The sequence below is a fragment of the Aeromonas sp. TS_SC_11 genome, assembly GCF_057318915.1.
On sequence record NZ_CM170470.1, the window covers coordinates 142,397 to 158,112 of the forward strand.

Consider the following 15,716-nt stretch of genomic DNA (forward strand, 5'->3'; position numbering starts at 1 on the left):
TTACTTGTCGATATCCAGCATGTTGTTGCTCAGCATGTAGTCGATCACCTGGGAAGAGGTGGACGCCGCGCTGCCGGTGAGGCTGTCGAACGTGTGGTTCATCAGCACTATCTCCTGAGTCACTGACGCCGAACTGCTCTCCTTGACCTGCAAGTGAACCCCTTCGCTGTCCTGGAACACAGAGAGCAAGCCCTTCAGATCGTTCTGGTTGTGAGAACCATCGTGATCCAGCAGATCGCTCAGATCCAGCTTGTCACCTTCAGCCCTGGAGAAGTCGACCACATAATCCTTGGCAATGGTGCCGCCAGTGGTGTCGCCCTGCAGCCAGGTAAAGGTATCGGCCCCGGCATCCCCCTTGAGGATATCGTTGCCCAGGCCACCGACCAGAATGTCATTGCCCAGACCGCCGCTCAGGGTGTCGTTGCCGGCACCGCCATACAGGGTATCGTTGCCGCTACCGCCGTACAGGGTGTCGTTGCCGCTCTCGCCATACAGGGTATCGTTGCCACTCCCGCCGAACAGGATGTCGTTGCCGGCACCACCGAACAGGAAGTCGTCACCACCCTGACCGAACAGTATGTCGTTGCCTTCTCCGCCGATCAGCACATCGCCCTTGTCGTTGGCTGAGGATTGATCGAACTCGCTGGCATGACTGCTGATGTAGTCATGGACCTGGGCATCCGTCACCGAACCTGCACTCAACTTACCGGCTACATACTGCTTGACGGCCGCGTAGCCTTCCCCGTTGATACCGGCAAAGTGAACCGCATCGCCGAACAGAATATCGTCGCCGGCACCGCCATCAATCCGGTCACTGCCCGGCTTGTTGTTGATGGAGGTTCCCAGAATGGCGCCGGCCAGATCGTTGGCATTGACGCCCGTCATGATCACACCGTCAGAGTCATAGGACTTGAGATCGTTGTAGGAGATGTTGGATCCCAGGCCGATCGCCTCCACCTTCACGCCCATGCCGGTCAGCAAGGCAAAACCTGCCACCGCATTACTGATGGTTGTAGACGTGGAGTCCTGTCCGTTACCTGCCAAGGTGGAATAGGTATAACCACCCAGACCATCAGGACGCATGTAGCCAATCTTGGAGGAATCCCCCTTTGTATCAACTTTATAAACCGCACCCTGAGCATCGATAATGGTATATCCGCTGCTCTTGTAAACCTGACCAGGCACATAGCCGTTCTGCAACAGCTGATTGAGATAGACATCACGAGAATCGTTCGGATAGTCATCAATCAGTGGGTTGCTACCTTCACTGCCCAGATAGTAAGTCGGCTTACCATCAGTGATGAAGTAGGTCAGGTTCTGGGCATTGGTGTTGCCCTGAGCGGTCGAACCGTTGAACCAGTTGGCCGTGGTCTTGAACACGTCTTCGTAGTTGGTGCCGCCGCCGCTGTTCGAGCTGCCATCCATGCTGTCGAGAATCGCCTGCAACTGGCTAAGGGCATTGCTGTCTTTGAGGTTCACGCTGACCGACTTGTTGGCCAGGGTATCGAAGTCCACCAGGAAGACATTCACCTTGCCGGCTCCATCGGTGCCAGCGCTGGTCTTGAGGCTGTCAAAGACCTGTGCCAATTGGGCTTTGATGGTATTCATGGCCGTTGTACCGATACTGCCAGAGCTGTCGACCATAAAGGCAAGGTTATAGTTCTGGCCCGGCAATACCACGCTGCCGTCGAGATCGCCCACCACTATATTGTGCTCGCTGCCGTAGGTACGGTTCTGGTCGCCCGGCTCCCCTTCGGTGGAGAGGAAGTAGCTCATGCGGATCGAATCCTGATCCGATGCGCTACTGGTCTGGTCGGTCACCACCTCCTTGGCGATGGCCTCCACCTTGAGGTCGAACTGACCCGCATTGCTGCCCGGCACCCGCAGGGTCAGACCGGTCAGCTTGACGTCCAGCGCGCCCTGGTTCCAGAGACCACTGAGGGTCAGCTTGCCATCGGCACCTGCGGTTCCCAGCACTGTGCCGCCCTGATACAGGGTCGCACCACTCGGCATGCCGCTCAGCTCCAGGCTGTCGAGCTGTTCACTGCCATCCCTATCGGTAAGGGAGGCACTGATCTCGAGGGGGTAGTCCACCACACTGGGCTGTACCGCCGTCAAGGTTCCGTCAGTCTGATTGAACTGGTAGATGCCGTCATCAAACTGAACCAGTTCAATGTCATAGAGCGACTTGCTGATGGTGGTGCCGTTCTCCTTCACCAGGAAGTTGAAGCCGCCATCACTTCTGCGCTCGATGACATAGTTGGCGCGCGACCCCATCAGCACGGCAAGGTCTGTACCTGCGCCACCATACAGGGTGTCACCACCCAGTCCGGCAACCAGAATGTCGTTACCCACGCCGCCGTCGAGGGTATCGCCCGAGACAGAGTTGCCACCGACCAGTACGTCATTGCCCAGACCGCCGACGAAATAGTCGCCGCCGCCCTTCACGCTGACGATGTAGTCGTTGCCATTACCGCCCACCACAGAGTCCTGACTGTTAGTGCTATCGGTCAGGCTGTTGGTGATCCCGAAGCTGCCCTTGTTGAAGTTGCCGCTCTGGAACGCGCCGGTCGAAATGCCGGACGACGGGTACTGGGTATAAAGCGGTACGCCATTGCCGGTCAGGCTGATATCCACCACCGGCTTGTCAGCCACGGCAGCAATGTCGATCACCAGCTTGCCTGAGTTGCTCAGGTTGGCACCGTCGCTGATCTGGTAGCCGAAGCTGGCGTAGTCCCCTTGCTGGTTGCCCATGGACGTGCCGTTGCCATTGGCGGCACTGGTGCTGGACTCGTTGAGTCCTGGCACAAAGCGCAGATGGCCAGTATTGATGTCACCGTAAGAGACGAGGTCACCAACCTTGACGGCAATCCACTGACCCGCAGCATTGAGATACTCCAGCGTGCCATTTTGCGGCAATGTGCCGATCACGACGCCCAGATCAGACGCAGCCTGATCATCGCTGGCACCAAACTGGGACCACTTCAGTACCAGTGGCGTATCTTCCGTCCCGACACCGTGCCCCCCCGTGGTCACAGGCGCGCGGTCGTTGTCGATGATGGTGCCCGTGCCGTTCTGACCGCCCACTGTCACCGTCAGCGTCTCGGTAGTTTCAACCAGTCGATCGTTCACGGTCGGCAGCGTCACGGTAAAGCCGGATACCCCGGCCGGCACAGTGAGCTTGCCTGTGGCGCTGTTGTAGGTCACCCCATTGCTGAATTGTGCAATTCCCCAATCAGAGCTGGATGCCGGATTGGCACCGCTGCCCTGAATAGCGAAGTCATACTGGGTCGCCTCATGGGTCTGGTCAGACAGGGTCACCGTATGAGAGAGATTGCCGCCTTCCTCCGCGTTGCCGCTCGAGACAGATTGTACGACTGGCGTCACCAGTGGTTTGGTTGCAAAGGATCCCAGGCTGGAATCACCATCCCCATCCACTACCTTGATCTGGAAGTCGATATCACCGTCGCCAAGCGGTCTGGACATGTTCTGGTACTGGAAGAACTCCCACTTGCCGGTGGCCGGGGTAAATTCCAGACGGAACACCAGGGAGCCATCGCTGGCTTTACCTATCAAGGTATTGGCCGATTCCATGGAGGTGGTGATCAGCTTGCCGGTTGCCGTGGTCAGGCCGGTTTCGTTGGAGCCGAGCAGCTGCATATGGCCCTTGCCATCAGCCCCCCACTGCGGTGTTACCGTGCCTGAGCCGTAAGCGATAGCCTGGGCGGTAGAGGAGCCGATGAACTCTATGCTCTTCACCGTCAGGTCGCTGTTGTCCGAGGTATTGGTGTTGCCGTTATTGGTAGCCTTGATCACCATGGTGTCGAAGCCGCCTTGCTGTACCTGGAAGTTCTCGGCGTAATCGCCACTGGTCGCATTGGAGCTGAAGGTCTGGGTACCGATCAGCACGCCAGCACGGTAGAACTCGACCACGCCACTTTCCAGCTCACCACCGAACATCTGGCTGAACTTGATGTTGGCACCATAGGCAACCGTGCCCGGATCAAGCTTCACAATCAACTGCTCGGAGGCAGAGGTTCCGTTTGCGAAGTGACGGAAGTCTATCTCGTTGGCAATGTTGTGGTACGGCCCGGCCACGCTGGACACCCCCAGCCCTGCATTGGAACCATTGACACTGGCATCAATCAGAGTTGAGTTGGTTGCAGAGGTGAACCCCTTGGCAGTAATGGTAAAGCCAGCCAAATCCACCAGGGCCTTGTTGCCACTGACCTTGGTCAGATCAAATACCCCGGTCAACACATCTGGAATATTTGTCTTGGTAACGGAGACGGCAGCAGCATCACCCGCGACTGGCGCGTCATCCTCAACGGTGACATCCAGTTTGCCAGTGGTTGTGCTCTTGCCATCGGAGACCTTGACATCCAACTGGAACGACAGGGAATCCTCCTGGCCCTTGACCGGGTGGTCAAGCGGCGCCTTGAGGGTCAGATCATAGGCCCAATCACCTTTGCCGCTGGCGTTCGGTGCGGTCAGTTTGACCTCGACCACCGCCTTGTAGCCGTCGCTTCCCAGAGTGCCGGTATAACCAACCAGCGTCTTGCTGCCGGCATCCCAGCTCCACTGGACTGCGGACCCACCGGAGGTCAGGCCTGCCGGTCCACCCAGTGAAACAGCCACGCTGCTGCTGTCCACATCACCCACTGAAATGGTACCGGACATGCTCTTGGCATCCGTGGTATCCGGGTTGCCGTTGGTGTCGATGATCCCGTTGGGCAAGCCCTCTTCGGAAACAGTTGCGCCATTGGAGATAGACAGGGTTGGCAAGTCATTGGTGCCGTTGATCACCACTGTCACTGTGTGCGTGGTGCCATCCACCGACTGCACGGTGAAGTTCTCGACACGGGTCTCACCCAGGCCCAGGTACTGCACCTTGCTGTTGTCGACGTTGTAGCTCCAGGTGCCGTTTTCGGCGATGGACAGGTTGCCCAGCGCACCATTGCTGGCCACGCCCGCCCCGACCACAAACTTGGCCTGACCCTGATCTGCATCGCTCACGGTCAGCACGCCAGTGTCGGTCAGCTTGCCACTCACCACGTTCAGATCTTCGGTCACCGCACCCCGGTCATCGCCCGCCACCACGGCACCGTCATTGACGCCGGTGATGGTGATGGTCACTGTGTGCGTGGTGCCATCCACCGACTGCACGGTGAAGTTCTCGACACGGGTCTCACCCAGGCCCAGGTACTGCACCTTGCTGTTGTCGACGTTGTAGCTCCAGGTGCCGTTTTCGGCGATGGACAGGTTGCCCAGCGCACCATTGCTGGCCACGCCCGCCCCGACCACAAACTTGGCCTGACCCTGATCTGCATCGCTCACGGTCAGCACGCCAGTGTCGGTCAGCTTGCCGCTTACCACGTTCAGATCTTCGGTCACCGCCCCCCGGTCATCACCCGCCACCACGGCACCGTCATTGACGCCGGTGATGGTGATGGTCACGGTGTGCGTGGTGCCGTCCACCGACTGCACGGTGAAGTTCTCGACACGGGTTTCACCCAGGCCCAGGTACTGCACCTTGCTGTTGTCGACGTTGTAGCTCCAGGTGCCGTTTTCGGCGATGGACAGGTTGCCCAAGGCGCCCGCACTGGCCACGCCCGCCCCGACCACAAACTTGGCCTGACCCTGATCCGCATCGCTCACGGTCAGCACGCCAGTGTCGGTCAGCTTGCCACTCACCACGTTCAGATCTTCGGTCACCGCACCCCGGTCATCGCCCGCCACCACGGCACCGTCATTGACGCCGGTGATGGTGATGGTCACTGTGTGCGTGGTGCCATCCACCGACTGCACGGTGAAGTTCTCGACACGGGTCTCACCCAGGCCCAGGTACTGCACCTTGCTGTTGTCGACGTTGTAGCTCCAGGTGCCGTTTTCGGCGATGGACAGGTTGCCCAGCGCACCATTGCTGGCCACGCCCGCCCCGACCACAAACTTGGCCTGACCCTGATCTGCATCGCTCACGGTCAGCACGCCAGTGTCGGTCAGCTTGCCACTCACCACGTTCAGATCTTCGGTCACCGCACCCCGGTCATCGCCCGCCACCACGGCACCGTCATTGACGCCGGTGATGGTGATGGTCACTGTGTGCGTGGTGCCATCCACCGACTGCACGGTGAAGTTCTCGACACGGGTCTCACCCAGGCCCAGGTACTGCACCTTGCTGTTGTCGACGTTGTAGCTCCAGGTGCCGTTTTCGGCGATGGACAGGTTGCCCAGCGCACCATTGCTGGCCACGCCCGCCCCGACCACAAACTTGGCCTGACCCTGATCTGCATCGCTCACGGTCAGCACGCCAGTGTCGGTCAGCTTGCCACTCACCACGTTCAGATCTTCGGTCACTGCACCCCGGTCATCGCCCGCCACCACGGCACCGTCATTGACGCCGGTGATGGTGATGGTCACTGTGTGGCTGGTGCCATCCAGGCTCTCAACCACGAAGGTCTCGACCTTGGTCTCACCCTGGCCCAAGTACTGCACCTTGTCGTTGGCGACCTCATAGCTCCACTTGCCAGCCGCATCGATGGTCAGGCTGCCCAGGGCGCCATTGCTGGCCACGCCGTTGCCGGCCACGAACTTGGCCTCGTCGGCGCCGTCCACGTCGGTCACGGTCAGCACGCCGCTGTCAGTCAGCACATCCGGGCTGGCATCTTCGGTCACCGCGCCAGTGTCAGCACCGCTGATCTCGGCACCATCGTTGACGCCGGTGATGGTGATGGTGACGGTGTGCTCGGTGCCATCCAGGCTCTTGACCACAAAGGTCTCGACCTTGGTTTCACCCTTGCCCAGGTACTGCACGTCGCCGTTGGCCACGTTGTAAGTCCAGGCACCGCCTTCGGTGATGGTCAGGCTGCCCAGTGCATCGGCACTCGGGGTGCCTGCACCCGCCACGAACTTGGCTTCGTCGGCGCCGTCCACGTCGGTCACGGTCAGGCTGCCGGTCTCGGTCAGGGTCGGGGTGCTTTCATCTTCAGTGACACCGCCGGTGTCGTTGCCGCTGATCACGGCGCCATCGTTGACGCCGGTGATGGTGATGGTGACGGTGTGCTCGGTGCCGTCCAGGCTCTTGACCACGAAGGTCTCGACCTTGGTTTCACCCTTGCCCAGGTACTGCACGTCGCCGTTGGCCACGTTGTAAGTCCAGGCACCGCCTTCGGTGATGGTCAGGCTGCCCAAGGCATCGGCACTCGGGGTGCCAGCACCCGCCACGAACTTGGCCTCGTCGGCGCCGTCCACGTCGGTCACGGTCAGCACGCCGGTCTCGGTCAGGGTCGGGGTGGTTTCATCTTCCAGCACGGCTCCGGTGTCATTGCCGCTGATCTCGGCGCCATCGTTGACGCCGGTGATGGTGATGGTGACGGTGTGCTCGGTGCCGTCCAGGCTCTTGACCACGAAGGTCTCGACCTTGGTTTCACCCTTGCCCAGGTACTGCACGTCGCCGTTGGCCACGTTGTACGTCCAGGCACCGCCTTCGGTGATGGTCAGGCTGCCCAGTGCGCCATTGCTGGCCACGCCGTTGCCGGCAATAAACTGGGCCTCGTCGGCGCCGTCCACGTCGGTCACGGTCAGGCTGCCGGTCTCGGTCAGGGTCGGGGTGCTTTCGTCTTCAGTGACGCCGCCGGTGTCGTTGCCACTGATCACCGCGCCATCGTTGACGCCGGTGATGGTGATGGTGACCGTGTGCTCGGTGCCGTCCAGGCTCTTGACCACGAAGGTCTCGACCTTGGTTTCACCCTTGCCCAGGTACTGCACGTCGCCGTTGGCCACGTTGTACGTCCAGGCACCGCCTTCGGTGATGGTCAGGCTGCCCAGTGCATCGGCACTCGGGGTGCCTGCACCCGCCACGAACTTGGCTTCGTCGGCGCCGTCCACGTCGGTCACGGTCAGGCTGCCGGTCTCGGTCAGGGTCGGGGTGCTTTCATCTTCAGTGACACCGCCGGTGTCGTTGCCGCTGATCACGGCGCCATCGTTGACGCCGGTGATGGTGATGGTGACGGTGTGCTCGGTGCCATCCAGGCTCTTGACCACGAAGGTCTCGACCTTGGTTTCGCCCTTGCCCAGGTACTGCACGTCGCCGTTGGCCACGTTATACGTCCAGGCACCGCCTTCGGTGATGGTCAGGCTGCCCAGGGCATCGGCGCTCGGGGTACCGTTGCCGGCCACGAACTTGGCCTCGTCAGCCCCGTCCACGTCGGTCACGCTCAGCACGCCGCTGTCAGTCAGCACATCCGGGCTGGCATCTTCGGTCACCGCGCCAGTGTCAGCACCGCTGATCACCGCGCCATCGTTGACGCCGGTGATGGTGATGGTGACGGTGTGCTCGGTGCCATCCAGGCTCTTGACCACGAAGGTCTCGACCTTGGTTTCACCCTTGCCCAGGTACTGCACGTCGCCGTTGGCCACGTTGTAAGTCCAGGCACCGCCTTCGGTGATGGTCAGGCTGCCCAGTGCATCGGCACTCGGGGTGCCAGCACCCGCCACGAACTTGGCCTCGTCGGCCCCGTCCACGTCGGTCACGGTCAGCACGCCGCTGTCAGTCAGCACATCCGGGCTAGCATCTTCGGTCACCGCGCCAGTGTCAGCACCGCTGATCTCGGCACCATCGTTGACGCCGGTGATGGTGATGGTGACGGTGTGCTCGGTGCCATCCAGGCTCTTGACCACAAAGGTCTCGACCTTGGTTTCACCCTTGCCCAGGTACTGCACGTCGCCGTTGGCCACGTTGTAAGTCCAGGCACCGCCTTCGGTGATGGTCAGGCTGCCCAGTGCATCGGCACTCGGGGTGCCTGCACCCGCCACGAACTTGGCTTCGTCGGCGCCGTCCACGTCGGTCACGGTCAGGCTGCCGGTCTCGGTCAGGGTCGGGGTGCTTTCATCTTCAGTGACACCGCCGGTGTCGTTGCCGCTGATCACGGCCGCATCGTTCACGCCGGTGATGGTGATGGTGACGGTGTGCTCGGTGCCATCCAGGCTCTTGACCACGAAGGTCTCGACCTTGGTTTCGCCCTTGCCCAGGTACTGCACGTCGCCGTTGGCCACGTTGTAAGTCCAGGCACCGCCTTCGGTGATGGTCAGGCTGCCCAGTGCATCGGCACTCGGGGTACCGTTGCCAGCCACGAACTTGGCTTCGTCAGCCCCGTCCACGTCGGTCACGGTCAGAGTGCCCGTCTCGGTCAGCGTCGGGGTGCTTTCATCTTCAGTGACGCCGCCCTTGTCGTTGCCGCTGATCACGGCGCCATCGTTGACGCCGGTGATGGTGATGGTGACGGTGTGCTCGGTGCCGTCCAGGCTCTTGACCACGAAGGTCTCGACCTTGGTTTCACCCTTGCCCAGGTACTGCACGTCGCCGTTGGCCACGTTGTACGTCCAGGCACCGCCTTCGGTGATGGTCAGGCTGCCCAGTGCGCCATTGCTGGCCACGCCGTTGCCGGCAATAAACTGGGCCTCGTCGGCGCCGTCCACGTCGGTCACGGTCAGGCTGCCGGTCTCGGTCAGGGTCGGGGTGCTTTCGTCTTCAGTGACGCCGCCGGTGTCGTTGCCACTGATCACCGCGCCATCGTTGACGCCGGTGATGGTGATGGTGACCGTGTGCTCGGTGCCGTCCAGGCTCTTGACCACGAAGGTCTCGACCTTGGTTTCACCCTTGCCCAGGTACTGCACGTCGCCGTTGGCCACGTTGTACGTCCAGGCACCGCCTTCGGTGATGGTCAGGCTGCCCAGTGCATCGGCACTCGGGGTGCCTGCACCCGCCACGAACTTGGCTTCGTCGGCGCCGTCCACGTCGGTCACGGTCAGGCTGCCGGTCTCGGTCAGGGTCGGGGTGCTTTCATCTTCAGTGACACCGCCGGTGTCGTTGCCGCTGATCACGGCGCCATCGTTCACACCGGTGATGGTGATGGTGACGGTGTGCTCGGTGCCGTCCAGGCTCTTGACCACGAAGGTCTCGACCTTGGTTTCGCCCTTGCCCAGGTACTGCACGTCGCCGTTGGCCACGTTGTAAGTCCAGGCACCGCCTTCGGTGATGGTCAGGCTGCCCAAGGCATCGGCACTCGGGGTGCCAGCACCCGCCACGAACTTGGCCTCGTCGGCGCCGTCCACGTCGGTCACGGTCAGCACGCCGCTGTCAGTCAGCACATCCGGGCTGGCATCTTCGGTCACCGCGCCAGTGTCAGCACCGGAGATCTCGGCGCCATCGTTGACGCCGGTGATGGTGATGGTGACGGTGTGCTCGGTGCCGTCCAGGCTCTTGACCACGAAGGTCTCGACCTTGGTTTCACCCTTGCCCAGGTACTGCACGTCGCCGTTGGCCACGTTGTACGTCCAGGCACCACCTTCGGTGATGGTCAGGCTGCCCAGGGCGCCATTGCTGGCCACGCCGTTGCCGGCAATAAACTTGGCCTCGTCGGCGCCGTCCACGTCGGTCACGGTCAGCACGCCGCTGTCAGTCAGCACATCCGGGCTGGCATCTTCGGTCACCGCGCCAGTGTCAGCACCGGAGATCTCGGCGCCATCGTTGACGCCGGTGATGGTGATGGTGACGGTGTGCTCGGTGCCGTCCAAGCTCTTGACCACGAAGGTCTCGACCTTGGTTTCGCCCTTGCCCAGGTACTGCACGTCGCCGTTGGCCACGTTGTAAGTCCACTCACCACCTTCGGTGATGGTCAGGCTGCCCAGGGCATCGGCACTCGGGGTGCCTGCACCCGCCACGAACTTGGCTTCGTCAGCCCCGTCCACGTCGGTCACGGTCAGGCTGCCGGTCTCGGTCAGGGTCGGAGTGCTTTCATCTTCCAGCACGGCTCCGGTGTCATTGCCGCTGATCACGGCGCCATCGTTGACGCCGGTGATGGTGATGGTGACGGTGTGCTCGGTGCCATCCAGGCTCTTGACCACGAAGGTCTCGACCTTGGTTTCGCCCTTGCCCAGGTACTGCACGTCGCCGTTGGCCACGTTATACGTCCAGGCACCGCCTTCGGTGATGGTCAGGCTGCCCAGGGCATCGGCGCTCGGGGTACCGTTGCCGGCCACGAACTTGGCCTCGTCAGCCCCGTCCACGTCGGTCACGCTCAGCACGCCGCTGTCAGTCAGCACATCCGGGCTGGCATCTTCGGTCACCGCGCCAGTGTCAGCACCGCTGATCACCGCGCCATCGTTGACGCCGGTGATGGTGATGGTGACGGTGTGCTCGGTGCCATCCAGGCTCTTGACCACGAAGGTCTCGACCTTGGTTTCACCCTTGCCCAGGTACTGCACGTCGCCGTTGGCCACGTTGTAAGTCCAGGCACCGCCTTCGGTGATGGTCAGGCTGCCCAGTGCATCGGCACTCGGGGTGCCAGCACCCGCCACGAACTTGGCCTCGTCGGCCCCGTCCACGTCGGTCACGGTCAGCACGCCGCTGTCAGTCAGCACATCCGGGCTAGCATCTTCGGTCACCGCGCCAGTGTCAGCACCGCTGATCTCGGCACCATCGTTGACGCCGGTGATGGTGATGGTGACGGTGTGCTCGGTGCCATCCAGGCTCTTGACCACAAAGGTCTCGACCTTGGTTTCACCCTTGCCCAGGTACTGCACGTCGCCGTTGGCCACGTTGTAAGTCCAGGCACCGCCTTCGGTGATGGTCAGGCTGCCCAGTGCATCGGCACTCGGGGTGCCTGCACCCGCCACGAACTTGGCTTCGTCGGCGCCGTCCACGTCGGTCACGGTCAGGCTGCCGGTCTCGGTCAGGGTCGGGGTGCTTTCATCTTCAGTGACACCGCCGGTGTCGTTGCCGCTGATCACGGCGCCATCGTTGACGCCGGTGATGGTGATGGTGACGGTGTGCTCGGTGCCGTCCAGGCTCTTGACCACGAAGGTCTCGACCTTGGTTTCGCCCTTGCCCAGGTACTGCACGTCGCCGTTGGCCACGTTGTAAGTCCACTCACCACCTTCGGTGATGGTCAGGCTGCCCAGTGCATCGGCACTCGGGGTGCCTGCACCCGCCACGAACTTGGCTTCGTCGGCGCCGTCCACGTCGGTCACGGTCAGGCTGCCGGTCTCGGTCAGGGTCGGGGTGCTTTCATCTTCAGTGACACCGCCGGTGTCGTTGCCGCTGATCACGGCGCCATCGTTGACGCCGGTGATGGTGATGGTGACGGTGTGCTCGGTGCCGTCCAGGCTCTTGACCACGAAGGTCTCGACCTTGGTTTCACCCTTGCCCAGGTACTGCACGTCGCCGTTGGCCACGTTGTACGTCCAGGCACCGCCTTCGGTGATGGTCAGGCTGCCCAGTGCGCCATTGCTGGCCACGCCGTTGCCGGCAATAAACTGGGCCTCGTCGGCGCCGTCCACGTCGGTCACGGTCAGGCTGCCGGTCTCGGTCAGGGTCGGGGTGCTTTCGTCTTCAGTGACGCCGCCGGTGTCGTTGCCACTGATCACCGCGCCATCGTTGACGCCGGTGATGGTGATGGTGACCGTGTGCTCGGTGCCGTCCAGGCTCTTGACCACGAAGGTCTCGACCTTGGTTTCACCCTTGCCCAGGTACTGCACGTCGCCGTTGGCCACGTTGTACGTCCAGGCACCGCCTTCGGTGATGGTCAGGCTGCCCAGTGCATCGGCACTCGGGGTGCCTGCACCCGCCACGAACTTGGCTTCGTCGGCGCCGTCCACGTCGGTCACGGTCAGGCTGCCGGTCTCGGTCAGGGTCGGGGTGCTTTCATCTTCAGTGACACCGCCGGTGTCGTTGCCGCTGATCACGGCGCCATCGTTCACACCGGTGATGGTGATGGTGACGGTGTGCTCGGTGCCATCCAGGCTCTTGACCACGAAGGTCTCGACCTTGGTTTCACCCTTGCCCAGGTACTGCACGTCGCCGTTGGCCACGTTGTAAGTCCAGGCACCGCCTTCGGTGATGGTCAGGCTGCCCAGGGCATCGGCACTCGGGGTGCCTGCACCGGCCACGAACTTGGCCTCGTCGGCGCCGTCCACGTCGGTCACGGTCAGCACGCCGCTGTCAGTCAGCACATCCGGGCTGGCATCTTCGGTCACCGCGCCAGTGTCAGCACCGCTGATCACCGCGCCATCGTTCACGCCGGTGATGGTGATGGTCACGGTGTGCTCGGTGCCGTCCAGGCTCTTGACCACAAAGGTCTCGACCTTGGTTTCACCCTTGCCCAGGTACTGCACGTCGCCGTTGGCCACGTTGTAAGTCCAGGCACCGCCTTCGGTGATGGTCAGGCTGCCCAAGGCATCGGCACTCGGGGTGCCAGCACCCGCCACGAACTTGGCCTCGTCAGCCCCGTCCACGTCGGTCACGGTCAGAGTGCCAGTCTCGGTCAGGGTCGGGGTGCTTTCATCTTCAGTGACACCGCCGGTGTCGTTGCCGCTGATCACGGCGCCATCGTTCACACCGGTGATGGTGATGGTGACGGTGTGCTCGGTGCCGTCCAGGCTCTTGACCACGAAGGTCTCGACCTTGGTTTCGCCCTTGCCCAGGTACTGCACGTCGCCGTTGGCCACGTTGTACGTCCAGGCACCGCCTTCGGTGATGGTCAGGCTGCCCAGTGCATCGGCACTCGGGGTGCCGTTGCCGGCCACGAACTTGGCCTCGTCGGCGCCGTCCACGTCGGTCACGGTCAGGCTGCCAGTCTCGGTCAGGGTCGGGGTGCTTTCATCTTCCAGCACGGCGCCGGTGTCATTGCCGCTGATCACGGCGCCATCGTTGACGCCGGTGATGGTGATGGTGACCGTGTGCTCGGTGCCGTCCAGGCTCTTGACCACGAAGGTCTCGACCTTGGTTTCGCCCTTGCCCAGGTACTGCACGTCGCCGTTGGCCACGTTGTACGTCCAGGCACCACCTTCGGTGATGGTCAGGCTGCCCAGGGCATCGGCACTCGGGGTGCCAGCACCGGCCACGAACTTGGCTTCGTCAGCCCCGTCCACGTCGGTCACGGTCAGCACGCCGGTCTCGGTCAGGGTCGGGGTGGTTTCATCTTCCAGCACGGCTCCGGTGTCATTGCCGCTGATCTCGGCGCCATCGTTGACGCCGGTGATGGTGATGGTGACGGTGTGCTCGGTGCCGTCCAGGCTCTTGACCACGAAGGTCTCGACCTTGGTTTCACCCTTGCCCAGGTACTGCACGTCGCCGTTGGCCACGTTGTAAGTCCAGGCACCGCCTTCGGTGATGGTCAGGCTGCCCAGGGCATCGGCACTCGGGGTGCCTGCACCGGCCACGAACTTGGCCTCGTCGGCGCCGTCCACGTCGGTCACGGTCAGCACGCCGCTGTCAGTCAGCACATCCGGGCTGGCATCTTCGGTCACCGCGCCAGTGTCAGCACCGCTGATCACCGCGCCATCGTTCACGCCGGTGATGGTGATGGTCACGGTGTGCTCGGTGCCGTCCAGGCTCTTGACCACAAAGGTCTCGACCTTGGTTTCACCCTTGCCCAGGTACTGCACGTCGCCGTTGGCCACGTTGTAAGTCCAGGCACCGCCTTCGGTGATGGTCAGGCTGCCCAAGGCATCGGCACTCGGGGTGCCAGCACCCGCCACGAACTTGGCCTCGTCAGCCCCGTCCACGTCGGTCACGGTCAGAGTGCCAGTCTCGGTCAGGGTCGGGGTGCTTTCATCTTCAGTGACACCGCCGGTGTCATTGCCGCTGATCACGGCGCCATCGTTGACGCCGGTGATGGTGATGGTGACCGTGTGCTCGGTGCCGTCCAGGCTCTTGACCACGAAGGTCTCGACCTTGGTTTCGCCCTTGCCCAGGTACTGCACGTCGCCGTTGGCCACGTTGTACGTCCAGGCACCACCTTCGGTGATGGTCAGGCTGCCCAGGGCATCGGCACTCGGGGTGCCAGCACCGGCCACGAACTTGGCTTCGTCAGCCCCGTCCACGTCGGTCACGGTCAGCACGCCGCTGTCAGTCAGCACATCCGGGCTGGCATCTTCGGTCACCGCGCCAGTGTCAGCACCGGAGATCTCGGCGCCATCGTTGACGCCGGTGATGGTGATGGTGACGGTGTGCTCGGTGCCGTCCAGGCTCTTGACCACGAAGGTCTCGACCTTGGTTTCACCCTTGCCCAGGTACTGCACGTCGCCGTTGGCCACGTTGTAAGTCCAGGCACCGCCTTCGGTGATGGTCAGGCTGCCCAGTGCATCGGCACTCGGGGTGCCTGCACCCGCCACGAACTTGGCTTCGTCGGCGCCGTCCACGTCGGTCACGGTCAGGCTGCCGGTCTCGGTCAGGGTCGGGGTGCTTTCATCTTCAGTGACACCGCCGGTGTCGTTGCCGCTGATCACGGCGCCATCGTTGACGCCGGTGATGGTGATGGTGACGGTGTGCTCGGTGCCGTCCAGGCTCTTGACCACGAAGGTCTCGACCTTGGTTTCACCCTTGCCCAGGTACTGCACGTCGCCGTTGGCCACGTTGTAAGTCCAGGCACCGCCTTCGGTGATGGTCAGGCTGCCCAAGGCATCGGCACTCGGGGTGCCAGCACCCGCCACGAACTTGGCCTCGTCGGCGCCGTCCACGTCGGTCACGGTCAGCACGCCGGTCTCGGTCAGGGTCGGGGTGGTTTCATCTTCCAGCACGGCTCCGGTGTCATTGCCGCTGATCTCGGCGCCATCGTTGACGCCGGTGATGGTGATGGTGACGGTGTGCTCGGTGCCGTCCAGGCTCTTGACCACGAAGGTCTCGACCTTGGTTTCACCCTTGCCCAGGTACTGCA

General features: G+C 62.5%; 1 protein-coding gene (cut by a window edge). It reads right to left on the reverse strand.

The window, feature by feature from the left end; translation table 11 throughout:
- Window positions 1-15,716: the 3' portion of a VCBS domain-containing protein gene (locus AC1P02_RS00690; protein ID WP_485183596.1), read on the reverse strand. 12,790 nt of this gene lie beyond the right edge of the window; the window shows 15,716 of its 28,506 coding nt (coding positions 12,791-28,506); its start codon lies beyond the right edge, outside the window; it ends in the stop codon at window positions 1-3.